Source organism: Pedobacter sp. TM02 (assembly GCF_059705275.1).
Genome location: NZ_AP046530.1, coordinates 4,174,287 through 4,198,538 on the forward strand (window position 1 = coordinate 4,174,287; position 24,252 = coordinate 4,198,538).

Sequence of the window (24,252 nt, forward strand, 5' to 3'; positions counted from 1 at the left end):
TTAAACACCTACTTTCACTAACCTTATATTTGGCCTATGTCATTGTTCGAAAGCTTAGTATATTGGAGCGGCAGACACCGCATAGCGAGTCATTTTTTATTTTGGCTAGTGGTGTTTGTCCTAACCCTAACCGGTTTCGACCCTGCTTATCAGCTCCACGAATCTTTAAAGTCGGAGCTGATCAAAAGCACCTTCCGCATTTTTTACTATATGCTGTTGGCCTATTTTATAGCCTATCTCATCATTCCCAAATTGATGACCGGCAGGAACTATGTCTTTGTGGTGCTTTATTTTTTGGCGGGAAGCTATGTCATAGCGGCATTTACCAGGACTACGGGTATTTATTTGCTGGAGCCTTTGGTAAGAAAACCACCATTTGAACAGGAATCAATAGGAGAAATCCTGACTGATATTCCTTGGCTTATCGAAGAGTATTTTATACACAACTTTACCATTGCCTGTATTTTCGGCTTTTGCAAATTGGTGAAAGAGCAATACCTTGCGCAACAAAAAACCCTCCTTCTTGAAAAGGAAAAGGCAGAAACCGAACTCCGCGCACTCAAAACACAGCTTAATCCACACTTTTTGTTCAATACGCTCAACAACATTTATTCGCTTTCAATGCTGGGTTCGCCGGTTACATCCAAGTCTATAGCTGAGCTTGCTGAAATCCTCGATCATATCCTTTACCGTTGCAATCATACTTATGTACCTGTTTCTACCGAAATTGCTTTGTTAAACAACTATATAGGCTTGGAAAAGCTTCGCTACAACGACCGGCTGAAGGTAAATTTTAAACATCAAATTGATCAAGATGTGCCAATTGCGCCCCTCATTTTGTTATCGCTAACAGAAAATGCCTTTAAACACGGAGCTGGAGAAGACATTGGCAACCCGAGCATTGATATAACGCTCGAACTGGAACACAACTGCTTTAGGTTTGTGGTTGCCAATTCTTTTGCACCGCAACCAAACAGCTCAAAAGCCGAAAGGATAGGACTGGATAACATCAAAAAACAACTCGACCTCATCTATGGAAAAAACTACGCGCTTAATATCTCCGCAAATGACGATATATTCGTAGTGTTGCTCACCATAAACCTGAACCACAATGACCTCAAAAATACAATGCCTATTGGTTGACGATGAGCCTTTGGCCATCGAGCTGCTCAAAAACCACATGGCGCTGCTAGACAGCTTTGAAGTGGCCGGTGCTTGTGGCAATGCCATCAAAGCACTCGAATTTTTGCGCACAAAACCAGTAGACCTGTTGTTTCTTGATATTAAGATGCCACAGCTTACAGGAATCGATTTTTTGAAAACGCTAAAAAATCCCCCGGCGGTTATCATCACCACAGCCTATCGCGAGTATGCGGTAGAAGGCTATGATCTCGACATTGTCGACTACTTATTGAAACCCATCACTTTTGATCGTTTTTTCAAGGCCATAGACCGCTACCTGAGGCTCAAATCCTTGCCGTTGCTATCATTACAAGCTCCTCCATTGGCAATGGAGGATTTCATTTACATCAAAACAGGCAACAAATTCAGGAAGATACTGACCAATGATGTCCTTTATGTAGAAAGCTTTAAGGACTACATTATCATCCATTGTACTGCGCAACAAATCAATGCCAAATACAAAATCAGCGATATAGAAATCGAATTACAGGGCAAAGGCTTTTTGCGCATACACCGTTCTTTTATTGTCAATCTTCAAAAAATTACAGCCTTTACGCCCCACGATGTTGAAATTGGCGCCAAGGAAATCCCCATTGGCACCAATTACAAAGCGTATGTGTTCAAGGTTTTGAAGAACCCGGTCTAGATCCGCCATTGCGAGGACAGACGAAGCAATCTATCTCGATTTAGCACGATGATTTTTCTTATGAGCTGGCTTCTTCACGATGCACATCACCATGACGTTTTTGGTTCGCCATTCGCAACTGCCAACCTAGAACTGAAAGCCACCAGTAGCTACTCCTCTTCTTCGCCACCGCCGGCAATTTTCGATTCGAGGTAGAAGGCGCCTTTGGTTACCACCTTTGTTTTGGCCGGCAGTTCGGTTAGCGGTTTGATTTGGGTAAAGCCCAGTTCGCTCACCCCTGTAGATACTTCCACTTTCTTAAACTGATAGTCGTTGTGCTTTTGGCCATCGGCATGTTCTTCAACCACAAAAATATAGGCTCGGCCACCCGCACGTACCAAGGCGGTGACCGGCACGGCCCAGTCTTTTTGCGTACCCACGTTAATCAAGGCGGTAACATACATGCCCGGAATCAGGTTCTGATGTTGCGGATTTTGGATTACCGCATGTACAATTACGCCCTTGCTTTCGTTTTCGAATGATTTGTTGATGCCATTGATGGTTCCGGTAATCACTTGGTTGTTTTGGTTGGTGAGCTGAAAGTTAACTTGTTGCCCAATTTTTACAGCCATCAGGTCTTTTTCGAATACAGTAAGGTCGCAATGGATTTTAGCATTGTCTACCACTTCCATAATTGAAGTGCCGGGTTGTACAAAAGCACCTGTATTGGCGGTAATCTGTCCAACGGTACCGTTAATAGGCGATGAAACCGGAAACTGTGAAACGATATGGCCACTCGAAATCTTGGCTGGCGAAATGCCCAGCTGCAGCAGCTGGCTTTCGTAGGCTTTCAACCTGGCCGATTCGGCATTAAAGGTGGCTGTGGCCGACTGAAAGGATTTGCCCGTTCCGGCTCCGGCATCATTCAGCTGTTTTTGGCGATCGTATTCGGCCTGCACATAGGCAAAACTATTTTTGCTGGCCAGGTAATCTTGTTGCAGCTTGATCAGGTCCTGATTTTTAACCATCGCCAACACTTGGCCTTGCTTTACCTGTTGGCCCTCGAGCACGTAAATACGGCTGATGATCCCGCCATACAGCACGCTTACATCGGCCTGGTTTTGTGGCGGAACTGCCAATTGGCCATTGGCTTTTACTACTGCACTAAGGTTGTGCTGTTCAAGCGGGCCAATTTCAATGCCTACCGCCTTCAACTGTTCGGGGCTAAGCGCCAAGGCCTCTTTTTTTTCTTCGGCCGGAGCTGCATTGGTTTCTTTTTCGGGTTGTTTGCCGGTGCATGACACCAACAGGCCTGCGCTTAGCAATGCCAGGTAAATGAGCTGTTTATATTTTTGGGTTTGCATGATTATTCTCCTTTAAGATACTGTAATTGAATGGCTGATTGATTGAGCTGGCTTACGGTTTCGAGGTAGGCCAATTTGGCCTGTACCGCGATGCTGGTGTTTTGGATATATTCGATATAGCCGATTTCTCCCAAATTGAACGAAACTTGTGCAATGCGCAGTTGCTCGTCGGCCTGCTTAAGGCCCACATTGAGGTAATACGTAACCAGCTGTTTGAATTTATGGTAGCGTTGCAGTTCCTGTTGCAGCGCCAGCTGCACCTGCGACTGCGCATTTTCGTAATTGGCCTGGGCCACTTGCACGCCGAGCTGTTCGGCCTTTACCTTGGCCCGGCCAGCCTGATTAAACAGGGGCAAAGCTACCCCAACCTGTATGCCCGCAATGCGCGTGCCTGGTGAGTAAGTACGGCCGATATGGGCCGGATTAAACCCAGAAACCAACAATTGCTGGTTATAACCCAAGATGAAATCGGGCATATTCTTGGCCCGTTCTACCGCAATTTTGGCTGTAGCTACCGCTATCTCCTGCTGTGCAATTCCTAAAGCCGCGTTGTTGGCCGTGGGTAGATCGTTGGTTTCAACAGCCAGGAAAAGAGGCAAGGCCTTAGCCTCTACCCGGATTGGCTCCTGGGTGTTGAGCAATTGCTGCAAAGCCATTTCGTTATTTTTAAGCTCGGCTAAAGCGCCAATTTTCATGGCTTGTACTTCCTGATATTTGTTGCGTGCGCTCATCAATTCGAGGTTAGATGTTTCGCCGGTTTTAAACCTGATTTCCGCTTTTTTGACAAAACCTGCATACAGGCTGTCCTGATAGTTGAGAATACGCATGGTTTCTTGATAAAGCGCTTGGGTATACCAGGCATTGCGCACCGCCCTTACTACACCAGCCTGTGTAGCCTGAAGGCCTCGCTGGGCCAAAGTGCTTTGCTGGCTGAGCAATTTACGCTGCTTGCCATACAAACCTGGCCAGGCTATATTTTGGGTAATGCCAATGGCATTGTCCATATTGCCGCCGCTGGTAGGATCTTGGGTAAGCATCAGTTCGGTTTTCGGCAAATCAACTCCCGATTTTTGCAAGGCTTTGGCCTGCGCTACGCTCCAATCGGAAGAACGCAGCTCCAAGTTGTTTTTCAGGGCCCTGGCAATGGCACTGTCGAGGCTCAAGGGTGTTTGCTGGGCATTGGCTGGGCTGGCAAACAGCGTTCCCAACACAACCAAGCCTATCATCATCATCGTTTTAGGCATTTTAAATCTGATGGTTTCTTTTTTATTGAACAAGAGGTATAAACAAGGCAACACAAACAAGGTGAGCAAAGTAGCCGTCATGAGGCCACCGATAACTACCGTAGCCAAAGGTTTTTGTACTTCGGCACCCGCGCTGGTAGAAAGCGCCATCGGCAAAAAGCCCAGCGAGGCTACTGCAGCGGTCATGAGTACTGGTCTTAACCTGGTTTTAGTCCCCTCGAGTACGCGGTTGTAGATATTGTCCATGCCTTCGCTTTTGAGCTGGTTAAAATAACCGATCAGTACGATGCCATTGAGCACCGCCACCCCAAAAAGCGCAATAAAACCAACACCAGCCGAAATACTAAAAGGCATGCCCCGCAGCAACAGCGCCGCAATACCACCAATAGAAGCCAATGGAACAGCTGTGAAAATAAGCAGGCTGTCTTTTACCTTTCTGAAGGTGGCATACAACAGCAGTAAAATCAGGATCAGGGCTATAGGCACCGCTATCGACAAGCGGGCCTTGGCGGCCTGCAGGTTTTGAAACTGGCCTCCATAAGTAAGGTAGTAGCCGCTTGGCAACTTCAGTTCGCGATCTAGTTTTTGTTGTATTTCTTCTACTGTACTTTCTACATCGCGGTCCTGCACATTAAAGCCTACATAGATGCGTCTATTGCCTTCTTCTCTCGAAACCTGTGCCGGCGCATCCTTAAATTCGATGTTGGCCACCTGGCTTAGCGGCACTTTATTGCCCGACGGCAAAGGGATAAGCAGGTTTTCGACACTGGAAATATTTTCGCGCAGCTCCCGGCCCAAGCGAATAACCAAGTCGAAACGCTTTTCGCCTTCAAAAACCACGCCGGCAGCATTGCCCGCAAAAGCCGTTTTCAAGATCATGTTTACCTCACTGATGTTGAGGCCATACTGTGCCATCTTATTGCGGTCGTAAGCCACCTGTATTTGTGGCAAACCACTCACTTTTTCTATAAAAGGCTCGCTTACGCCGTTTACACCATGGATCAGTTTGGCAATTTTGTCCGCCTCCTGCGCCAATACATCAAGGTCGTTGCCATAAATTTTAATGGCCACATCTTGCCTGATACCCGTCATCAGCTCGTTGAAACGCATTTGCATCGGCTGCGAGATCTCTGCTTTGATACCTGGAATTACAGCAAGCGTTTCTTCCATTTTTTCCATCATCTCTGCACGGGTGCCAGCCGATTTCCATTGGCTTTTAGGCTGCATTGAAAGCATCATATCGCCCCTTTCCATCGGCATGGGGTCGGTAGGGATTTCGGAACTTCCGATACGCGTAACGGCTTGTTTGATTTCGGGAAATTTATCTTTTAGCAGTTTTTCGGCCTTGCCAAATGTGCTTACAGCTTCCGAAAGCGAAGTGCCCTGCATCATCGAGATTTCTACGGTAAGGTCGCCTTCTTCCAAAGTGGGAATAAACTCGCCACCCATCCGACTAAAACCCCAAATAGCTATCGAAAACAGCAGCAAAACGGCCACAACTACGGTAACTTTGAATTGAAGCACACCAACCAGTGCGCGTTGATAAATCCGTTGCAGAAAGGCAATCAGCCGATCTGAAATATTGGGCTTATGCTCCGTTTTTTTACTGAGGAAAAGGGCGCTGGCCATCGGCACGTAGGTTAGCGACAGGATGAAAGCCCCCATGATGGCAAAGGCTACGGTTTGCGCCATGGGCTTGAACATTTTGCCTTCAATACCCACCAGCGATAGCAGCGGCAGGTAAACAATAAGGATGATGAGCTGGCCAAAAGCCGCCGATTTCATCAACTTGCCGGCGCTATCGTTCACTTCCTCGTCCATCTGCGCCTGGCTCAGCCTCAAGATTCCTTGTTTACGATAATTCCCCGTGGCGATATGGTGCACCACGCTTTCTACAATAATAACGGCACCATCAACAATCAACCCGAAATCTATGGCCCCAAGGCTCATTAAATTACCCGATACGCCAAACAGGTGCATCATAAAAAAGGCAAACAGCATGGCCAGCGGAATAACCGAGGCCACGACCAATCCGGCGCGCCAGTTGCCCAGCAAAAGCACCAGTACAAAAATAACGATGAGCGCCCCCTCCAACAGGTTCTTCTTTACCGTGCCCATGGCCCGGCCAACCAATTCGGTACGGTCTATAAACGGCTCGATCACTACGCCTTCGGGCAGCGATTTTTGGATCTGTACCATGCGCTCTTTCACCTGCTTAATCACCTGGCTAAAGTTCTCGCCTTTGAGCATCAACGTTACACCAGCCACCACTTCGCCCTGACCATTGCGGGTAACCGCTCCGTAGCGGGTGGCGCTGCCAAATTGCACCGTAGCCACATCGCGGATCAGGATAGGCGTGCCTTTTTGGTTTTTGACCACAATTTTGCGGATGTCTTCCAGGTTCTGGATTTGGCCCAAACCTCTGATAAAATAGGCATTGTGCTGCTGTTCGATGTAAGAACCGCCTGTGTTTTCGTTGTTCTTTGCTAAGGCCTCATAAATTTCGGGAATGGTTAAGCCAAGCGAATTGAGCTTGTCGTTGTCTAAAGCAATTTCATACTGCTTTACATAACCTCCCCAGCCACTTACCTCTGCCACACCCGCCGTACCTGCCAACTGGGTACGCACCAGCCAGTCTTGCAAAGTACGGAGGTCTGTAGCAGTATATTTGTCTTCATAGCCTTTTTTAGGGTGGATTACATATTGGTAGATTTCGCCGAGACCGGTGGTAATCGGAGCCAGCATCGGCTCGCCCATCCCTTTCGGAATAGTGCTTTCGGCCTCTTTAAGCTGGGCATTTACCTGCGCCCGGGCCCAGTACACATCTACATTGTCTTTAAAAACGAGCGTAATTACAGAAATGCCCGAACGTGAAATAGAGCGTTTTTCGATAATGCCGGCAATATTGGCCATAGACAATTCGATGGGCGCGGTAATGAACTGCTCTACTTCTTGAGCCCCTAAACTAGGCGCCTGGGTAATAACCTGAACCTGGTTATTGGTAATATCGGGCTGCGCATCAACCGGCAGGTTATAGATGGCATACACGCCAGCCAAGGCCAACGCCAAGGTAAACAGCCCGATAGTTACTTTGTTCTTGATAGAGAACGAAATAATTTGATCAAACATAAAATTGAAAAATTTAATACGATACGGAATAGCAGACCAATTCTGGCCTACAGCACGAAATAGGGAAAAGTCGTATTAAATGTTTTGTGGGGGTTGCCAAATGGGCATGCTCAGTTGCTGAACCGCCGAAACTGCAGTGGGCAAATAAGGCTTTACAACCGATTTTTCGATGTAAACAATCGGCTCTGCTGTTAAAAAATGTCTGACTACCGAACAGCAGGCACAGGTGCAAAACGGCGGACAGGCTTCTTGGTTACAATGGCCGGCACCGCCTGAATCTTTCTGCAGTGTTTGCTGCGTTTGCGAAATGACATTAACCAGTTCATCCTTGCAAGGCATAAAAGCTAGCAACAGCATATACACGCTACAGATGATGGTTAGGTATCTCATGGAGGCAAAGGTAGGAAAGAAATTTGAAAGTCAGAAGTTCTTGATTGGGGCTCGATTGTCAATCATTCGTAGCCTTTAGCAGCTGGTTTAGAGCCGGGGAGCACCAACCAAGCAAAAGTTGCTTTCATACTGGGTTCTTCGATGAACAGCTTTGCCCAAAAACCATTAATTTTATCCTCCATCATGGCCAACCTAGAATCCTTTTTGCCACAGCTTATCCACTCGCTACAAACCGCAGGCGTTCAAAAAACCTATGCCAAGGCACAGTACTTGCTCCGGGCAGGCGAAACCGAAAAAAACCTTTATTTTATAGTGTCCGGCGCTGTTCGCATTTTCCTTCCATCGGCCCACGAAGAGCATACCATCAGACTGGGCTATGAGGGTTCCATCATCAATTCGCTGGCATCATTTTTAACCGGACAACCATCCGAGTTTTATGTCGAGGCCATCCGAAAAACGGTGGTCAACGTCATCTCTAAAGAGCAGGTCATCGAAATTAGCCAAGCCAGCACGACCAGCCTAAAGGCCTACAACAACTTGCTGGAAACCGTAATAGCGCAACAAATGGAACGGGAAGTAGACCTCTTAACGGCATCGCCAACCGAACGTTTGCAAAGGGTGTTGAAGAGAAGCCCGCATCTTTTTCAGCAGGTACCGCTCAAGTACATTGCCTCTTACCTGCGCATGAGCCCCGAAACCCTGAGCCGAATCCGAAATTCTTGATTGGAATCAAGAATTGAGAACCTGCCAATTTTGATCTTTGCCTCCATGAAAATCAACAACACACAACTTATTGCCGAATTGCTGGGCATTACCAATCGGCTCATCAGCGTTACAGCAGGCTTTAAAAAGTTGGATTTGGCGCAGCTCACCTTTAAGCGCAATCTAAGCGAATGGAACATATTAGAATGCTTGGAGCACCTTAATTTGTATGGCGATTTTTATTTGCCCGCCATAGAGATCAAAATGCTGGAGCACAAAACAACAACGACCGGAAACTACACGCCAGGAATGTTGGGCAATTATTTTGTAAAGCTCGTCCGCGTCAAGGCAAAGCAAAAGAAGATGAATACAACTAGCGATAAAAACCCGGCAAAGCAACATCGGCAGCTTCGCCTTACCATCATCGATCGCTTTTTAAGGCAACAAGAACGATTAAAGGCATTGCTTGAGCGCGCCCAAACGCTCGATCTAGGCAAAATCAAAACGTCGGTCTCCATCAGCAGGTTGATCAGGCTAAAGCTGGGCGATACCCTTCGCTTTGTGGTTTATCACAACGAAAGGCACGTTGATCAGGCGGAACGGATGCTTAGGCAGTTCTCAGTCGGCAGCAAATAGTTTAAAAAGAAGCAACTGGCCAATAACCAGTGAGCAAATGAACCCCTAGTCTTGCCGTTCCTTTTCTTCCGATTTAATGAGCTGCTTCATTTCGAGCTTGCCATTGTACTGCGCGCCAAATTCTATTTCGAGGGTTTCGGTTTTGATGTCGCCGTTTACTTCGCCCGTTTTTTTGATTTCGAGCTGCTTGGCTTTTACGTTGCCCTTAACCGAACCATAAATGATGGCCGATGTGGTTTCGATATCGCCCACAATGCTGCCTTTTTCGCCCAGGATAATCCCTCCGCCAACTTTCACCTGGCCCACAATTTTGCCATCAATCCTAATTACCGATTGCCCTGTTATGTCGCCGTTCAGCACAAATCCTTCGCCAATAAGGGTAGATATTTCTTGCTGGTCTATCGCGGTGGGCGCTTGTTTGGTTTTCTTGAACATTACTCTAAAGTTAAAAAGGAACGGGGATTAATGACTTTGCCGTTTTTATGTACTTCATAGTGCAGGTGCGGACCAGTGGAACGGCCAGTGGAGCCAATTTTGCCAATCTGATCGCCTACATTTACCTTCTGACCTTCTTCGATCAAGATTTTCGACAAATGGCCATAATAGGTTTCGAAACCGTTGCCGTGATTGATCACGATACAATTGCCATAGCCACCTCTTCGGCCTGCAAAAGCCACACGGCCACTAGCGGTACTGCGTACAATTTCGCCATAATTGCCTTTGATGTCTAATCCTTTGTGCGATTCTACGTTTTCGCCGGTAAAAGGATTTTCGCGATGGCCATAACCTGAAGTAATGGCACCAAAATGCGGGTAGCCCAAGGGGGTATAGGCTACATAATTGGCCATGCGGTTTAGGTAGCCCTCATAAAATTGGCCTATTTCTTCTACTGAAACCAAATCGTCGCTCTTTTCGCCACCAGCAGCTTTGGTGATGGGCTTAATGCCCCTGGCCTTTAAATATTTGTTGATTTTGCCCAATTTCTGGTCAATAGACTGATAATATCTTTTAATGAGCGAGGTATCTAATGCCGCGGTTTGGTTTTTGGCCTTGGCCAATTCCCTGGCTAACTGATCCTTGGATAACTGAACCGATGCCCTGCTGTAGCTGAGGTAAAAAATAGCACCCAACAACAATGCAAAACAAGCCCCCAAAGCCCATACATATTTTTTCCAATGCCTGATATAAGTACTTGGCACGTGGATAGGCTTGTTTATATTTTGGTTCTTGTTTACAAAGATGATGGTGGTTTTGTCCTTCTTCCTTGTCATAGTTTGTGGTTTGTTTTTTTGGTTAGGATGCAAATATATGATTTTCAGCGCCATATAAAAGCCCCGCCTCGCTTAGCCATTTAAAATGCTGGCAGAGAAATAGGCTAGGCAAAGCAAATCGTTTTTTAATTAATAGTTAATTAATATTCCCATTACTTTAGTCTGCCTTTTTAAACGGCGATTTTTAAAATTTGATATGATTTCCGGTTTTTAATTTGAATAGCAGGAGGAACATCTTGCCCTATATTCGCGACCGAAAGCCAAGCCCTCTTAAACTTTGATGAAAAAACGAAAGGGCGACCTGGAAATTGTGGAAGAATAACCTCCCAGCAAACAAAACATCTTATGTTGCCACCTAAGTCTCCCCAGAAAACTTTAGCAAAATAATTCTTAGCCTTTCAAAGGTGTCTTAGGTGGGTTGTTTATTTAAAAAATCCAATAGCCCTTAAAATGGCAAACATATGTTACCAGCAACCACAGCAGCACCACTACAAAAACTAGAAACAACATAGGCATCAATGCTAAAAACTGGTTAAAACTATTTCTTGGTATACTCCAAAATATCGGCAGGCTGACAGTCGAGCGCATCGCAAATAGCCTCCAGGGTACTAAACCTTACTGCCTTTGCCTTGCCGGTTTTAAGGATAGACAAGTTGGCCAAGGTAAGGCCTACCTTTTCCGAAAGTTCATTCAGCGACATTTTCCGCTTGGCCATCATCACATCCAGATTCACTACAATAGGCATAGCTTATACGGTTAGTTCGTGTTCTGATTGAATTTCGATTCCTCTTTTAAACATGTAGGCAATAACCAAAAGGGTAACCCCCATAAACAGCCACACGTCGGCACCGCCCAGGCGCAAAGATTCTATATCGGGCATTTTTACCCCTTCCTTGGCAAACCATTCTGCATACTTAACGCCCCTAAACGAAAATGCGCCAATAAAAAGCGAAAGGTAAGCCATATTGGCGATACAACGCCTCACCACATCATTAAAAGGCGCAGACAAATCGAGCTTTCTTTCATGCAAAATTTTTACAATGAGGTAAAACAGCAGGGCGCGCATAATGGCTACGATACACATGATGAAGGTAAACACTCCAAAATAGCCCGCATCGTAATGGTAAAGGGACGTTAGGTCTATTGCCGGAACGGCAAACTTGGCGCCAGCCGGATTAATGGCCAAGGTGTAAACGGCATTGAATATAAAGGCTCCGGCTTCGATACATACGCCGATAAATATGATCCACGAAAGAACATATAAAACTTGTAGCATGTGCTTTGCACTAATTCTAATTGTCATGGTTTTAAAAATTTAATTCATCAAATATGAATAATTATTTATTGAAAAACAATAAATTATTTTTTATTTTCGATAAATCAGCTTAAACAATATCATTTGGGCGGAAAAAATTTTACCTACGATAATAATTTTGTGATGCGGCAAGCCGATTGCTCAAAGTTTTTAGCTTTGTTAGGTAATTTATCGATATGTTCTATTTAGCTGTATTGCTGGTTTTATTGCTGCTTGTTTTCCTGTTCTTCAGGTACAAAAACGGCCAAGATCTGCTCAAGAAAAAAGAGGAGTTGTTGAGCCAGTGGGGCCAGCCTCGCGATGTGAACCGCAATTTCAACCTCATTTCGGCTTACCATTTTGCCAAACATCACGACGAAAACACCAGCTTATCGGATACCATTGCCACCGATATCGATCTCGAAAACCTATTCGAATATGCAGATCGCTGCAACAGCAGCCCAGGCCAGCAGTACCTCTATCATCAGCTGAGAAGCCAGCAAGAAGTAAACGCCTTGCAGCAACTGGATGAATTGAGCGAGAAATTTGGCTCGAACGAAGACCTGCGTTTGGCCACATCGCTCGAGCTCGCCAAGCTCGGCAACAAAAACGCCTACTACATTTACGAATTGTTTACCAGCAGCTATCAGTCGCTGTATAGCAAGAGTTTAAACCTATATGTAAGAATGGCCGGCATTTTATGGATCGCCTCTCTGGTGCTTACCATCGTTTTGCGCAACCAGTTTTGCTTTTTGGCACTGCTGGGGCTAACGCTTTTCAACTTTTACATCCACTACGGCAACAAGAAGAAAATTTCTGGCTATGTTTATTCGCTGCCGCAACTTTATACCCTGGTTAATTGCGCTAAAAATTTATCAAAGTTGAGCGCTACGCCAAAGGCCGTTATGGTACAGCAGAGCCTTGGCAATTTAAAACCGCTGCAAAGCTCGTTAAGCTATGTTAATTTTCAGAACAATGTAGACCGCGACCCAACCGATATCAGTGCTGGTATTCTGGAACTGATCAAGACCTTGTTGCTGATAGAGCCTCTCATGTTCCTGATTTCTGTTGACCGGATTAACCAGCAACGCCAGCACATCGAGGTTTTGTTTAATTACGTGGCCGAAATAGACCTGGCCATTGCCATCCAGTCGCTAAGAGAAGGCCTGCCTTATTATTGCAAACCGCAGCTGGTACCAAACGGGCAGGAGCTGGAAGTTTTGGACCTTTACCACCCGCTGATCGAAGATTGCGTACCCAATTCTATCAAGGCCAGCACCACGCAGGGCGTACTGGTTACGGGCTCCAACATGTCGGGCAAAACTACTTTTATCCGTGCCATGGCCATCAACACACTTATGGCCCAAACTTTATATACTTCTTGCAGCCATTATTATGCGGCTCCTTTTATGCAGCTGCTGACCAGCGTACGCAACAACGATGATTTAGAGGAACACAAAAGTTACTTTAAGGCCGAAGCCATGGCCATGCTCCACATCATCAACAACAGCCAATCCCTGCAAAGCCGCAACCTCATCATCATCGACGAGATTTTTAAAGGTACCAATACCATCGAAAGGGTTGCCGGAGCCAAAGCCATCCTCTCTTACCTCAATGCACACCAAAATTTCACATTCGTGTCAACCCACGACCTGGAACTGGCCGAACTATTGGGCAAAGAATACGCAGTTTATTCGTTCGAAGAGGTGGTATCGGATACGCGCCTGGTATTCGACTACAAAATCAAACCTGGTTTGCTCAAAAACAAAAATGCCATCGCTATTTTGTCGGCACTGGGTTTTCCGCCATCAATTGTGGTCAATGCCAATCAAATCAGCACCGCTTTGCGCCAAAAATACCAGCTGTAGCTCAGATCATTTTTTCTTTCAGCTCCTTGTATCGTGAACGGCCAATAGGCAGCAATTCGCCATTGCTCAGCAACAGACTATAACGGCCGCCCGCTTCGACTACTATTTTTTCGGCCTGGTTTAGTGGCACGATGTAGGATTTATGGATACGCTCAAAAGAACTGGGCAGCAACTGGCCAAGGGTTTCGAGCGATTTATCGTGAAGCTCCTGCTTGCCGTTGCGCAGGTGCAGTTCGCTGTAAATCCCCGCGCCTTTAATGTAATGAAGGTCATTAACATCAATCAACTTCAGGTTGCCCGATTTCTTTACGGCCAAATATTTAATTGGTCCGCCGGTTTTCTGCACACTGGCTATGGTCCTTCTAAAAGCCTGAAAAAGCCTTTCTTCGTCAAATGGCTTAGGCACAAAGTCAATTACCCCATAGGCAAAGGCCGTGATAGCCTTATCAGTATAGGCCGAAACAATAATGGTATGAAAAGACCCGGCAACTACGGTGCCCAAAATATCGAAGCCGTCTTCGCCGTTCAGGTTCAGGTCGAGCAGTAAAAGATCTATTGGATGTTTTTCGATATAAGCCAAGCCCTTTTGCAGCGAATCGCAAACAGCCAGGGCTTCGAGCTGTTGACCAAAAAAAACCGTGGCCATGCGCTGTGTTCTTTTGGCAATTCTTTCTTCGTCTTCTATAATCAATATCCTCATGCAATGTCTTTAATTTTAATGGTGCTGCGCCAGCCTGTTGCGGTGGCTACCGAAGCAAATTCCCAGTGCTGGCCATAGCTTTCGGTTAGCCTGGCTTTGATATAATTGAGGCCATTGCCACCAACCCTGGTTCCAGATTTGATGCGGTTGAGGGCAAAGGTTTCGAAAATATAAACTTTATAGCCCTCGTTTACCGAAAAGCTCAGCTTGAAGCGTATCTGTCTATCAATGGGCATGCTGTGGGTAATGCCATTCTCCAGCAAGGTATGAAAAAGCGCCGGTGGCACCAGTTCGGTTTCTACAATGCCTTGGTCCTGCCATTGATAGTCAATTTCCTTTCGAAACTGCATTACCGATAAATGTGCCTGGCAAAGCTCAATTTCTTTTCTTACAGGAATGAGCACCTCCTCCGCAATGCTGTTCATGATATCAAATTCGTTGGAAAGGGCGTGCAGAAACTTGACGCCTTGTTGTGGCGATTCTTCCACCCAATCGATCAAGGAGAGCAACGTATTTTTAAGGAAATGGGGCTGAATGTTTTTCTTCACCAAATCGAGCTGCAAACGTGCCGAAAGCAGGAGCGAAGCCTCATGTTCTTCTTCTATCACCCGAGTGCGTATGGCATGCAGGTAAAGCATACAAAGCACCACGATGGCAAAGCTGATAAACAGGCTAAAATCATAATAAAAAAAGTAGTTGATCACCACCCTGCTGCTGAGACCGATTAACACCACCCAAGCTCCTTTTTCTTTCCTAACAACCGCATCGATTACCACCAGCATGGTAACCATCCACATGGTATAACTGTAGTAAATGGCTGTTACATCGTAATGCCCAAATTTGATCACATAGGTTGTAACAAGCACACAGAGCAACAAACCTAGCAACCACCATTTTCTTTTAAAGTCAAATTGCAGGCAAAAGTACAACGGCACCAAAAAGGCCAGCAGAAAGGTTATCCAGCCAATAGCTTCTAGCCGCACGTAAAAATAGGTGTAGGGAATAGCGACATAGAACTTGACATATTCTAAAATCAGCAACGCGAAAAAAAAGAAACAGATAACGGCAAAAATGAGTACCGGATACTGTTTGCGCCTACTGTTGATGTAGAGAAAGAAATAATAGAGGCATGCAATGAGAAAAGCGCCTGCAATGAGGTTCATGTACGAAGTGGTGAGCAGCGACGACCGGAGCAGGTCGGGATAATCTTGGAGCTTCACATTAACACTCCGCTGTTCGGTTTTCTTAAAACTTTGGGTGGCTCTGAGCGCAATGAGGTGCGTGCCTTTGTAGGCCAGCGAATCGGGCACCAGGTAATAAGTTGTTTCTGTTCCCGCGATTTCGGATTTTCCAGGCTGGGCAAGCTCTCCGTTATGGCCCAAATACACGCCATCCCAATACACATCGAAAGCGCCGAAGGCGTTAACCTGCAATCCGAGGGGAATGCGCGGGTCTGGACGCTCTTTCAAAGCCATGTTAAAGCGCACCCAAAACACCTTGTCTTCGGTAAAACCTCTTGCCGTTTCCCAATTGGTATCCACATAATTTTTATTGGCCCAAAGCCGGTCATCGCCCATTCGAAAGCGCAGATCGGATGCTTCGTAAACGATAGTGCTGTTTTTACAGGAGGCAAATAAAATTAAAGCGAAGATGAAGCCGAGCCTTTTCATATGGTAAAGTTAGGATAAAGATAAGGGCATCAGGTGCATTTGAAAAGGATATAGAGCCGTTGGCATGTTTTTCTTAGGTTAGCCCCGGGCCTTGGGCTAATCTTGCACCATGAAACGAATTGCTCTGCTCTGCATAGGCCTGTTTTTTAGCGCCTTGGCTATGGCCCAAACCAACCCAGCCAAAAAGGCGGTACATGGCCTTATTAAAGAAAAATCAACCCAAACGGCAATGCCTTATGTAAGCATTACCGTAAAAAACGAAAATGCAAAAATAGTGGCTGGAAGCATCAGCGACGAGAAAGGTGCTTTTGTGCTGGACTCTATCCCAACCGGCAACCTAACCATCGAGTTTAGCTTTATGGGCTACCAAGCGTTGAGCAGGCCACTCCAAATAACCGCCCTTAGCAGCCGCATCAATTTGGGCACCATTTACCTTGAACCCGACCCCAAGTTGCTGCAAGAAGTGGCCATAACCGGCGAAAGACCAACCATTAGTTTGCAAATAGACAAAAAAGTGTTTACCGCTGGCAAAGATGTACTATCGCAAACCGGTTCGGCAGTCGATTTGCTCAATGGCGTGCCTTCGGTAAGCGTAAGCCCAGCGGGCGTAGCCAGCCTGCGGGGAAACAGCAATGTGCTGGTGCTCATCAATGGTCGAAGATCGGGTCTTACCGCCGCCAATGCGCTCGACCAGTTGCCCGCCGACCAGATTAGCCAAGTTGAGGTGATTACCAATCCTTCTTCCAGGTACGATGCCACCGGATCGGCAGGCATAATCAATATTATTTTAAAGAAAAACAAAACAGCCGGTTTTAATGGCCAATTGAGGTTGGTGGGCGGCATTCCGAACGAAACCCGGATTACGCCAAGCATCAATTACAAATCTGAAAAGCTGAATGTTTTTTCTACCGTAGGCATCCGTTTATCTGATTACGTAGGGCTTTATACCACCGATCAATCGATCCGCAACCATAGCCTAACCTCTACCTTGAACCAGCGCCAGGACGAAAATCGCCACGACAATGCCAAGCTGCTTTATGTGGGTGCCGATTACCAAATTAACGACCACAATACATTAACGGCAGCCTTTTTAAAGAATGCCACCAAAGATCATGACAAGACCGCATTGAATTACAATTATGCCAGTGCAGGTCCAGACAGCAGCCTGTTGCGCCAAGGCGAATCGTTCGAAACCCGGAGCTACAACCAACTGGAATTCAATTACACCAGAACCTTTAAAAATCCGGTTAAGAAATATACCGTCGACATGCAATATGATTTTTGGGACAGTGACAAGGAATGGAACCTCAATACGCAAAGAACATTTCCGGCACTGCTTAACCTACCGGGCATCCGCACCGGCTCTGTTGGGGCCAGCAAAGACTTGATGGTACAAACCGACTTGGTACAGCCCTTAGACAGTACCTCGCGTTTGGAAGTAGGCCTCAAAATGGAAAACCGCAGCGTAAGCTCCAATTTTAAGGCCGAACAACAAAACGGCAATACTTGGAGTGTTTTTGAAAACATAGACAACAAACTGGCCTATAGCGAGCTGATTGGCGCCGCCTATGCACAAGTGAGGAGCAGGCTTGGCAATTTTTCGTACCAATTGGGCCTGCGCAGCGAACTCACCCGCATTAAAATAGAAGACAGGGTGGGTACTTATAACGATCGCAAAAACTATACGCGCCTTTTTCCAACGCTTAACCTGAGCTATCGTTTCGCCTCCAACGCCACTTTGCAAGGCAGCTACAGCAAACGAATCAACCGGCCTTCGCTCAACAATTTATATCCCTTTAACGAGTTGACCGATTACAACTCGCGTTATGTGGGCAATCCAGAGCTTGATCCTTCGTACGCTCATGTGTTTGAAGTAGGCTACATTAAAAACTGGAACGTGCTTACGTTCAATCCGGCTGTTTATTACCAGCGCAACAATGGTATTATAGTCGATTATACTTTCAGAAACGAGAACAATGTATTTATAACTTCACCGGTCAACATTCAGCGCGAAATCCGCAAGGGCATAGAGCTTTCCTTGCTCTACAATCCCATCAAATGGCTGCAGCTTAATTTGGAAATGAACGCCTACAGCTTTACCCAACAGGGACAATACCAATCGCAAGACTTTAGCCACGAAGGCCATGTACTGACCAGCAGGCTAAGTGGCCAGCTCAAATTTGCCAATAAGCTCAGCATCCAAAGCCGTTATAGTTTTGTTGGTGGCCAAAGCAATGCCCAAACCCGTACGCTGGCCAATCATAACCTCGAGTTTGGCGTGAGCAAAAACCTGTTTAAAGACAAGGCGACTTTATTGTTCGATGTGGGCAATTTGTTTAACCTGCGCAAGTTCAAGAGTACAACCACCGGGGCAGATTACACCCTAAACCGGATGGACAGTCCCAATGCGGCCCGTTACAGGCTGACCTTTGTGTACCGGCTTAACCTTAAAGAAAACCAGGCTATCCGTCAGGCCAAGGCAGGCAATCGCAATTAGTTATCGTTTTTGGTTATATCCACCTTCACTTCCAATCCAATCTTTATGCCCTTGCGAAACTTTGAAATTTCGCGAGGGCATTGCTGCCAACTTACTTAGGGCTTGCAACCTTTTTTACGGCCTCCTCATCTTGTTAATGAAAAACCAACAAACAACGATGAGAGTAATACACCAACATGAACTGCTGGCTAGCGAAAAACCGGGCTCAGCCAACGTAATCCTCAAAGCATTAGTCCTAGTATTGGCATTGTTAAGCGCTTTAGAAATCCGCGATATAGCCCAGTGGATGGGTTTTAAAATTCCGGGCTTCCCCATTCCATATGGAGGCGCTATTTTAGACAACCTTTTGGCTGTAATTTTGGCCTTGTTGGTGGCTTATGGATTACTGGCCAAAACTTCAAAAAACTTGATACAGGCCCTGGGCCTAGGCTGGAACGGCCTGCGCGGACCATTGCTGGCCTTGCTTGCCACCCTACCTTTTTGGATTGGGCTTGGCGCAACCAGCAAACTGAATACCCAGCTGGGCCTGACCGATTTGTTATATCTCTCGGTATTATTTCCTTTCGCCGAAGAACTGGTATTTAGGGGCTTGGGTTTCATCTTTGTGCGCCAGACTCTGGGTTGGTCTATGATTCCCGCCCTACTGTTGCAATCGCTGATTTTTGGAGGCATACATTGGCTTGGTATGGGTGGCGGCACCGGTATAGCCCTGCAGGTATTTTTCATTACTTTTTCAGGAGGTATTTTATTTGCCATCCTCAACCATTTGGATGGCTACACCTTATGGAGCGGCTTTGTTTTTCATGTTTCGCTCAATGCCGCCTGGAATGTCTTTGTAGTTTCCGATTCGGCCGCTACCGGCTGGGAGGGCAACCTGCTCAGGTTTGGAAGTGCCATTATTGCGGTTTTGCTGTTAAAGTATGCTTTGAAGAAACGGGAATCTTGCTAAGAAAGTCTTGGTTTTTTGGCTCTCGTCTTCGCCCACAAGGCCCATATCAGGCCTAGAAAAGCAACAATGGCTACGCCGCTAATTCCCTTCAATGCCCATTCCAAAAAAGCTACTTTTTTCTTCCTAGGGATATATTGATCCAACATGTATTTGGTGAGCGGCCTTAATACCCTATTGGTGTCCAAGGGGTATCGCCCTTTGGCCGTATACAATTCGATATCATTTTTCACTTTCATGTACCAAACCTTGCCAATATCATTGTCGGTAAGCGTATCTGGGCAATTGATTTTTTTGAGATTCTTCCATTCAAAGGCATCGAAAGGAATTTTATGCTGGGCATAGCCAACCGTTGGATTACAAGAAACCAGTTCGTAGTGATCACCGGCCCAGTACATGCAATCACTTTGGCCAACAAACGGATTTTTCTCGTGTCTTTTGTTATTCCAAATATAGTAGATCCCTCCACCTGAAATCAGCAACAACGAGGCGACAACGATCATTATTTTGATTTCGAAAGGAAGCCGCCCCCCAAGAGGAATAGGAGGTGGAGGGGGATCCACTGGTGGTGGTGGTGGAGGCTGGACAATTTCACCACTCCAATTGTTATAGGGTCTTGGTTCAAAATCTATCAACCAGGCCAACAGTTCTATGTTCTCTTTCTTCCTAATGTCTGGCTGGTTTAAAAAGAAATCGTACATAGACTTAAAGCCATCTCCATCAAAATTTTCGATGCTGCGTACGTGGTCGTTGTATTTCGATTTTGGGTCAAAAAAAGCCTTAAGGGTTGGCCCGTCCTTTTCCAGATATCTCTCCTTTAAAACATAAAGGCTTTCTTCTCTCAGCCTGGCCCTAGTGGGTTCTTTTAAATTGTCACGAAGCAGGTTGTTTTCTTTCTTTTCTTCATAAAATTTTAGTACCGCTGTTTTGTATTCCTTGAGCATTTTTAAGAGGATTAATCAGACAAATCTAAACTGGAATTTCTGGAATTTTTACGGTTTTCCGGAATAAGGCTGGAAAAAACCCGGAAAAAAGGAAACAATGGAATTCCTTAACCATAAGCAAGTTAGCGATTTTACATTTGCTTTCGTAATCAGTTCGGGAGTTGTGTTATGAACAGTTCCTTTAAACAGAACCAATTACACCAAGAGCCGACATTGCGGGAGTTCGTACCTGGTTTGGGAAGCAGTGACCTGCTTCCGCGATAGACGCTCAAAATCCTTCCCAAAAATTTTAAGAAGCGCTTCTTAAAAAATCAACGGCAACGCCCAACTCCTGATCCGTTTCGGGCGCGGCCAATTTTTTAACCTTAAAATTTTTATCCAAATGATTATTCCGATTTTTATAGCCATCCTGTTGGGATTGGTAAACCCAACTATGCGCCATTCGCAATGCAAAGGTGGCACCGTAACCGTTAACTCAACTACCCCAGGCGATCCTGGCAACGAACCAGGTACTGGCGATCCAGGCAGCGGGGGCTCAGGCGAAGGCGGTTCAGGTGAAGATGGTACTGGTGGCGACACTACCCAAACTCCTCCACCAAAACCATAACAATAGAAAAATAAGGCGGCAATACCGCCTTATTTTTTTGTCTTCATAATTTGGCCTGTGCTCATCTTCATTTGCACTATAGTTTATTTTTATAATTTAGGGTAAACTATTGAACCATGAAACGCCTCATCTTGCTCCTATCTTCATTACTGTTTATAGTGTCATGTTCGCAAAAGTCGCCACAGAAACAGCCAAAAACAGAGAACATCTTTTATGATAAAGCCTTTAAGTTTAGAGATACTCTAAAGGTTTATGATAGTGCTTTCCTTTATTTCGATCTCGCAAAGAATGTTTTTTCCGAGAAGAAAGACAGTCTAGGTGTAGGCAAAAGCTTGTTAAATATGGCTATCCTTTCGACAGAAAAAGGGGATTATTTTGGGGGCCAAGAGCTTTCATTAAATGCAAGGTCATATTTCAAGGAACAAGACGAAGAGCAATATGTATTTATCAGATCTAATTTTAACAATCTTGGAATTGCGTCTTATCGATTAAAAGAATATAAAAATGCATTGAAATACTACGATCTGGCAATTAAATTTTCTAAAAACTCACCCGACTCACTTGCTTATTTGGGCAATGAGGCCACTGTTTATAGAGACCTTAAAGACTATAGATCGGCGTTAAAAATATATCATAAAATCTTAAATCAAATCCATAACACGCCAAAACAATATGCCACTGTTACGACTAATATTGCGACTACTAAATGGTTGCAGAATCCTAACTATGATGCTGCTCCGGAGCTAATTAAGGCAATGAATATTCGTGAAGAAGAAAATGATATTTTAAGTCGTAATTCTAGTTATGCTCATTTAGCAGACTTCTATGAAAGAAAACGTCCAGATTCAGCCTTATTCTTTGCCAATAAGATGTATCTGATGGCCCAAACGGCAAATAGTCCAGATGACAAGAGCCAGGCTTTAGAAAAACTTATTAGACTTAACCCATCCAAAGCAGTAAAATATTTTAATCTTTATCAACCCCTAAAAGATAGCCTTGAAACTGCCCGTAACAATGACAAAAACCAATTTGCGCCAATCCGATATGAAATAGAAAAACATCGGGCAGACAATCTTAAATTGCAGAAAGAAAATACCGAAAAAACCTATGCAGTAGTTACTTTGGCGATTCTGTTAGGCGCTGGCACCTTCTGGTACAGGAAAAGAAAACAAAGGTTGGAAATGGAGAAGGAAAACGCCATCAAGGAAAGCCGCCTTAAAACTTCCAAAAAAGTACACGACGTAGTGGCCAATGGCCTTTACCGCGTGATGAACAAGATCGAATACCAGCCCGAACTAGACAAAGAAGTTTTGCTGGATGAGATAGAAGACCTCTACGAAAAATCGCGCGACATTTCCTACGAAAAGCCACTTGCACCAACTGCTCATTTTCATCAAAAAATAGCCAACCTTATCTACTCGTTCAATACCGACCAAATCGAGGTACACCTTATGGGCAACACCGCCGCTTTATGGAACAAGGTAGAGCTAACGGCAAAAGACGAAGTCATACACATCCTGCAGGAACTGCTCGTCAACATGCGCAAGCACAGCCAGGCCAGCGAGGTAACGCTTCAATTTACAAAAACCGAACACGAACTGCACATTATTTATGAAGACAATGGCATCGGCATTAAAGGAGAAGTAAAATCAAACAACGGGCTGCGCAATACGGAAACCCGTATAAAAAACCTAAATGGGCAAATTACTTTTGAAACCGGTTCAGAGAAAGGATTACGCATCAATTTCTCTTTTCCCGTTTCATCAAAAACCTAGCTTATGTTTAAAAAAGTATTAATTGCCGAAGACGAAGAAATGATGAGCCTTTCTGTTTGCAGCATGCTCAAAAGCCTCGAGATTGATTTAAAAGATACCGATTATGTTTCTCATTGCGACGTAGCTTTGTCGCGCATCAAAAAAGCGCTTCGCGATGGCGAGCCCTACGAGCTGTTGCTTACCGACCTTTCGTTTGCAGAAGACGAGTTCCACAAGCCGGAAATCGACAATGGAAAGGCTTTGATCAAGGCCGTCAAAGAAGTGCAGGGCGACATTAAGGTTTTGGTATTTTCTGCAGAAAACAAGGTTGCAGAAGCCAAGCGTCTGATGGCCGATTTGTGCATAGACGCTTATGTACCCAAGGGCCGTGGCGATGCGCAAGACCTTAAGCATGCATTAACCGAAGTTTATCAAGATAAAAAATACCTTTCTGCAAAACTCAAACCAGAAGAAAAATACCATGATTTTGACGCATTGGACAAAACCATTATCCGCCTTTTACTAGACGGCAAATCGCAGAAGCAAATTCCGGATTACCTAGAAGCGTTAAAGTTTGGTTCGTCAAGCCTTAGCACCGTAGAAAAGCGACTCAAAACCATGCGCGATGCTTTTGATTTCAACAACAATGGCCAGCTCATTGCGTACTGCAAGGAGCGAAATATTATCTAACCGCTTAACATCCTATCCCTTTCCGACATTGCCATCGCTGGTTTGCCTATCAAATCCGATGGCTTTTCTATTTTCTTAGGGGCTAAGAATATGCCACAATAAGCTGTACTTCAAAATTTTATAAAATTCTACTTCTTACGGTTTCCCGTAAAAAACCCTCGGTTAAGCAGCCTAGTTTTGGAGAGTTAAATCAATAATCAAACTCAAAAACTAGGTCATGGAATATAAAGTAGTACCCTTCGTCGCCACCTTTAACCAAAAGGAATCTACTGGCGTGATTGCAAGACAATTGGAACAATTAATCGCTCAATTTGCAGAAGAGGGCTGGACATACATCAGGTTAGAAAGTGTTTCAACTTATGTTCAGCCCGACTCTGGTTGCTTCGGAATTGGCGCAAAGCCGGGCCGTATGGCCGCTTACCAAATGGTTGTCTTTAGCAAAAGCTAAGCATGAAGCTTTTTTTACTCTTCATCATAAAGGTTTATTGGGCAGTTATCCCCAAGCATAAAAGGCGAAAATGCCTTTTCAGGGTTTCCTGCTCTAAGCATGTTTACGAGCAGACAAAAGCACAAGGGCTTTGCAAGGGATTGATGGCGTTTCGCTATCGCTTTCAGAATTGCAGAAGCGGCTTTCAGCTTTTTGACAGCCCGATTGACGGCAGCAGAATGATGATCCTGCCTAATACCCAACTTTTGCAAACACACGAAATAGCCGAAAGATTTATCGACAAATAAAAGT

Annotated in this window: 22 protein-coding genes; 12 read left to right on the forward strand and 10 right to left on the reverse strand. The window is 45.3% G+C overall.

Translation table 11 applies throughout. The features are described 5' to 3' along the window. Positions 1 to 36: 36 nt before the first annotated feature. Both AC6H1S_RS18005 and AC6H1S_RS18010 read left to right on the forward strand, forming a co-directional pair. Positions 37 to 1,143 (forward strand): sensor histidine kinase, encoded by a 1,107-nt coding sequence (locus tag AC6H1S_RS18005; protein WP_497564504.1) that lies wholly within the window; start codon positions 37 to 39, stop codon positions 1,141 to 1,143. Next, complete coding sequence (locus AC6H1S_RS18010) at positions 1,112 to 1,828, forward strand: LytR/AlgR family response regulator transcription factor (RefSeq protein ID WP_199140056.1); 717 nt, start codon at positions 1,112 to 1,114, stop codon at positions 1,826 to 1,828. Before AC6H1S_RS18005 ends, AC6H1S_RS18010 begins: the two co-directional genes overlap by 32 nt. 149 nt (positions 1,829 to 1,977) lie before the next feature. Here the strand turns inward: AC6H1S_RS18010 and AC6H1S_RS18015 are convergent, their stop codons facing one another. The 3 genes from AC6H1S_RS18015 to AC6H1S_RS18025 form a co-directional block, all read right to left on the reverse strand. After that, complete coding sequence (locus tag AC6H1S_RS18015; protein ID WP_497564505.1) at positions 1,978 to 3,171, reverse strand: efflux RND transporter periplasmic adaptor subunit; 1,194 nt, start codon at positions 3,169 to 3,171, stop codon at positions 1,978 to 1,980. 2 nt (positions 3,172 to 3,173) lie between these two features. Further along, positions 3,174 to 7,544 (reverse strand): CusA/CzcA family heavy metal efflux RND transporter, encoded by a 4,371-nt coding sequence (locus AC6H1S_RS18020; protein WP_497564506.1) that lies wholly within the window; start codon positions 7,542 to 7,544, stop codon positions 3,174 to 3,176. 75 nt (positions 7,545 to 7,619) lie between these two features. Further along, complete coding sequence (locus AC6H1S_RS18025; protein ID WP_497564507.1) at positions 7,620 to 7,934, reverse strand: DUF6660 family protein; 315 nt, start codon at positions 7,932 to 7,934, stop codon at positions 7,620 to 7,622. Positions 7,935 to 8,117: 183 nt separating this feature from the next. On the opposite strand from AC6H1S_RS18025, the gene AC6H1S_RS18030 reads away from it, so the two are divergent. Together AC6H1S_RS18030 and AC6H1S_RS18035 are read left to right on the forward strand one after the other, a co-directional pair. Next, positions 8,118 to 8,657, forward strand: coding sequence for a Crp/Fnr family transcriptional regulator (locus AC6H1S_RS18030; RefSeq protein ID WP_497564508.1), 540 nt, complete (start codon positions 8,118 to 8,120; stop codon positions 8,655 to 8,657). 45 nt (positions 8,658 to 8,702) lie between these two features. Next, on the forward strand, positions 8,703 to 9,272 hold the full coding sequence (locus tag AC6H1S_RS18035; protein WP_497564509.1) for a DinB family protein: 570 nt from the start codon (positions 8,703 to 8,705) through the stop codon (positions 9,270 to 9,272). Positions 9,273 to 9,317: 45 nt separating this feature from the next. Here AC6H1S_RS18035 and AC6H1S_RS18040 read toward each other — a convergent pair whose 3' ends face one another. The 4 genes from AC6H1S_RS18040 to AC6H1S_RS18055 form a co-directional block, all read right to left on the reverse strand. Continuing rightward, positions 9,318 to 9,707, reverse strand: coding sequence for a bactofilin family protein (locus AC6H1S_RS18040; RefSeq protein WP_497564510.1), 390 nt, complete (start codon positions 9,705 to 9,707; stop codon positions 9,318 to 9,320). Beyond that, positions 9,707 to 10,543 (reverse strand): M23 family metallopeptidase, encoded by an 837-nt coding sequence (locus AC6H1S_RS18045; RefSeq protein WP_233165852.1) that lies wholly within the window; start codon positions 10,541 to 10,543, stop codon positions 9,707 to 9,709. Before AC6H1S_RS18045 ends, AC6H1S_RS18040 begins: the two co-directional genes overlap by 1 nt. A gap of 538 nt (positions 10,544 to 11,081) precedes the next feature. Beyond that, complete coding sequence (locus AC6H1S_RS18050) at positions 11,082 to 11,288, reverse strand: helix-turn-helix domain-containing protein (RefSeq protein ID WP_199140040.1); 207 nt, start codon at positions 11,286 to 11,288, stop codon at positions 11,082 to 11,084. A 3-nt stretch (positions 11,289 to 11,291) separates the two neighbouring features. Further along, positions 11,292 to 11,846, reverse strand: a complete 555-nt coding sequence (locus AC6H1S_RS18055; protein WP_497564511.1) for a hypothetical protein — start codon at positions 11,844 to 11,846, stop codon at positions 11,292 to 11,294. A 188-nt stretch (positions 11,847 to 12,034) separates the two neighbouring features. Between AC6H1S_RS18055 and AC6H1S_RS18060 the strand changes: the two genes are divergently transcribed. Continuing rightward, positions 12,035 to 13,705: a MutS-related protein gene (locus AC6H1S_RS18060; protein ID WP_497564512.1), complete on the forward strand. Its 1,671-nt coding sequence runs from the start codon at positions 12,035 to 12,037 to the stop codon at positions 13,703 to 13,705. 1 nt (position 13,706) lies between these two features. Here AC6H1S_RS18060 and AC6H1S_RS18065 read toward each other — a convergent pair whose 3' ends face one another. Beyond that, complete coding sequence (locus tag AC6H1S_RS18065; RefSeq protein WP_497564513.1) at positions 13,707 to 14,405, reverse strand: LytR/AlgR family response regulator transcription factor; 699 nt, start codon at positions 14,403 to 14,405, stop codon at positions 13,707 to 13,709. Continuing rightward, positions 14,402 to 16,075, reverse strand: a complete 1,674-nt coding sequence (locus tag AC6H1S_RS18070; RefSeq protein WP_497564514.1) for a histidine kinase — start codon at positions 16,073 to 16,075, stop codon at positions 14,402 to 14,404. Before AC6H1S_RS18070 ends, AC6H1S_RS18065 begins: the two co-directional genes overlap by 4 nt. A 109-nt stretch (positions 16,076 to 16,184) precedes the next feature. On the opposite strand from AC6H1S_RS18070, the gene AC6H1S_RS18075 reads away from it, so the two are divergent. Together AC6H1S_RS18075 and AC6H1S_RS18080 are read left to right on the forward strand one after the other, a co-directional pair. Continuing rightward, positions 16,185 to 18,572 carry a TonB-dependent receptor gene (locus AC6H1S_RS18075; RefSeq protein WP_497564515.1) on the forward strand — a complete coding sequence of 796 codons (2,388 nt, stop codon included), beginning with the start codon at positions 16,185 to 16,187 and terminating at the stop codon, positions 18,570 to 18,572. A gap of 157 nt (positions 18,573 to 18,729) precedes the next feature. Then, the gene (locus tag AC6H1S_RS18080) at positions 18,730 to 19,521 is read left to right on the forward strand and encodes a CPBP family intramembrane glutamic endopeptidase (RefSeq protein ID WP_497564516.1); all 792 of its coding nucleotides are present in this window, start codon (positions 18,730 to 18,732) and stop codon (positions 19,519 to 19,521) included. Here AC6H1S_RS18080 and AC6H1S_RS18085 read toward each other — a convergent pair. Beyond that, positions 19,518 to 20,462: a hypothetical protein gene (locus AC6H1S_RS18085; RefSeq protein ID WP_497564517.1), complete on the reverse strand. Its 945-nt coding sequence runs from the start codon at positions 20,460 to 20,462 to the stop codon at positions 19,518 to 19,520. The genes AC6H1S_RS18080 and AC6H1S_RS18085 overlap by 4 nt on opposite strands. A gap of 382 nt (positions 20,463 to 20,844) precedes the next feature. Here AC6H1S_RS18085 and AC6H1S_RS18090 point away from each other — a divergent pair, with 382 nt between their 5' ends. The 5 genes from AC6H1S_RS18090 to yidD all read left to right on the forward strand — a co-directional run bounded on the left by AC6H1S_RS18090 (position 20,845) and on the right by yidD (position 24,248). Next, positions 20,845 to 21,069: a hypothetical protein gene (locus AC6H1S_RS18090; protein ID WP_497564518.1), complete on the forward strand. Its 225-nt coding sequence runs from the start codon at positions 20,845 to 20,847 to the stop codon at positions 21,067 to 21,069. Between the two features lie 116 nt (positions 21,070 to 21,185). After that, positions 21,186 to 22,844 carry a sensor histidine kinase gene (locus AC6H1S_RS18095; RefSeq protein WP_497564519.1) on the forward strand — a complete coding sequence of 553 codons (1,659 nt, stop codon included), beginning with the start codon at positions 21,186 to 21,188 and terminating at the stop codon, positions 22,842 to 22,844. 3 nt (positions 22,845 to 22,847) lie between these two features. Then, the gene (locus tag AC6H1S_RS18100; protein ID WP_497564520.1) at positions 22,848 to 23,513 is read left to right on the forward strand and encodes a helix-turn-helix transcriptional regulator; all 666 of its coding nucleotides are present in this window, start codon (positions 22,848 to 22,850) and stop codon (positions 23,511 to 23,513) included. A 217-nt stretch (positions 23,514 to 23,730) separates the two neighbouring features. Further along, positions 23,731 to 23,961 (forward strand): hypothetical protein, encoded by a 231-nt coding sequence (locus tag AC6H1S_RS18105; protein WP_199140021.1) that lies wholly within the window; start codon positions 23,731 to 23,733, stop codon positions 23,959 to 23,961. Positions 23,962 to 23,963: 2 nt separating this feature from the next. Beyond that, entirely contained in the window at positions 23,964 to 24,248 is a 285-nt protein-coding gene (gene yidD, locus AC6H1S_RS18110) for a membrane protein insertion efficiency factor YidD (protein ID WP_199140019.1), read from the forward strand. Positions 24,249 to 24,252: the final 4 nt, after the last annotated feature.

Coding starts and splice junctions, on each gene's coding strand:
- AC6H1S_RS18030 (WP_497564508.1), top strand. CDS start 8,118: ATGGCCAACCTAGAATCCTTTTTGCCACAGCTTATCCACTCGCTACAA.
- AC6H1S_RS18100 (WP_497564520.1), top strand. CDS start 22,848: ATGTTTAAAAAAGTATTAATTGCCGAAGACGAAGAAATGATGAGCCTT.
- AC6H1S_RS18070 (WP_497564514.1), bottom strand. CDS start 16,075: ATGAAAAGGCTCGGCTTCATCTTCGCTTTAATTTTATTTGCCTCCTGT.
- AC6H1S_RS18060 (WP_497564512.1), top strand. CDS start 12,035: ATGTTCTATTTAGCTGTATTGCTGGTTTTATTGCTGCTTGTTTTCCTG.
- AC6H1S_RS18075 (WP_497564515.1), top strand. CDS start 16,185: ATGAAACGAATTGCTCTGCTCTGCATAGGCCTGTTTTTTAGCGCCTTG.
- AC6H1S_RS18010 (WP_199140056.1), top strand. CDS start 1,112: ATGACCTCAAAAATACAATGCCTATTGGTTGACGATGAGCCTTTGGCC.
- AC6H1S_RS18040 (WP_497564510.1), bottom strand. CDS start 9,707: ATGTTCAAGAAAACCAAACAAGCGCCCACCGCGATAGACCAGCAAGAA.
- AC6H1S_RS18020 (WP_497564506.1), bottom strand. CDS start 7,544: ATGTTTGATCAAATTATTTCGTTCTCTATCAAGAACAAAGTAACTATC.
- AC6H1S_RS18085 (WP_497564517.1), bottom strand. CDS start 20,462: ATGCTCAAGGAATACAAAACAGCGGTACTAAAATTTTATGAAGAAAAG.
- AC6H1S_RS18050 (WP_199140040.1), bottom strand. CDS start 11,288: ATGCCTATTGTAGTGAATCTGGATGTGATGATGGCCAAGCGGAAAATG.
- AC6H1S_RS18005 (WP_497564504.1), top strand. CDS start 37: ATGTCATTGTTCGAAAGCTTAGTATATTGGAGCGGCAGACACCGCATA.
- AC6H1S_RS18080 (WP_497564516.1), top strand. CDS start 18,730: ATGAGAGTAATACACCAACATGAACTGCTGGCTAGCGAAAAACCGGGC.
- AC6H1S_RS18015 (WP_497564505.1), bottom strand. CDS start 3,171: ATGCAAACCCAAAAATATAAACAGCTCATTTACCTGGCATTGCTAAGC.
- AC6H1S_RS18025 (WP_497564507.1), bottom strand. CDS start 7,934: ATGAGATACCTAACCATCATCTGTAGCGTGTATATGCTGTTGCTAGCT.
- AC6H1S_RS18045 (WP_233165852.1), bottom strand. CDS start 10,543: ATGACAAGGAAGAAGGACAAAACCACCATCATCTTTGTAAACAAGAAC.
- AC6H1S_RS18035 (WP_497564509.1), top strand. CDS start 8,703: ATGAAAATCAACAACACACAACTTATTGCCGAATTGCTGGGCATTACC.
- AC6H1S_RS18065 (WP_497564513.1), bottom strand. CDS start 14,405: ATGAGGATATTGATTATAGAAGACGAAGAAAGAATTGCCAAAAGAACA.
- AC6H1S_RS18105 (WP_199140021.1), top strand. CDS start 23,731: ATGGAATATAAAGTAGTACCCTTCGTCGCCACCTTTAACCAAAAGGAA.
- AC6H1S_RS18090 (WP_497564518.1), top strand. CDS start 20,845: ATGATTATTCCGATTTTTATAGCCATCCTGTTGGGATTGGTAAACCCA.
- AC6H1S_RS18055 (WP_497564511.1), bottom strand. CDS start 11,846: ATGACAATTAGAATTAGTGCAAAGCACATGCTACAAGTTTTATATGTT.
- yidD (WP_199140019.1), top strand. CDS start 23,964: ATGAAGCTTTTTTTACTCTTCATCATAAAGGTTTATTGGGCAGTTATC.
- AC6H1S_RS18095 (WP_497564519.1), top strand. CDS start 21,186: ATGAAACGCCTCATCTTGCTCCTATCTTCATTACTGTTTATAGTGTCA.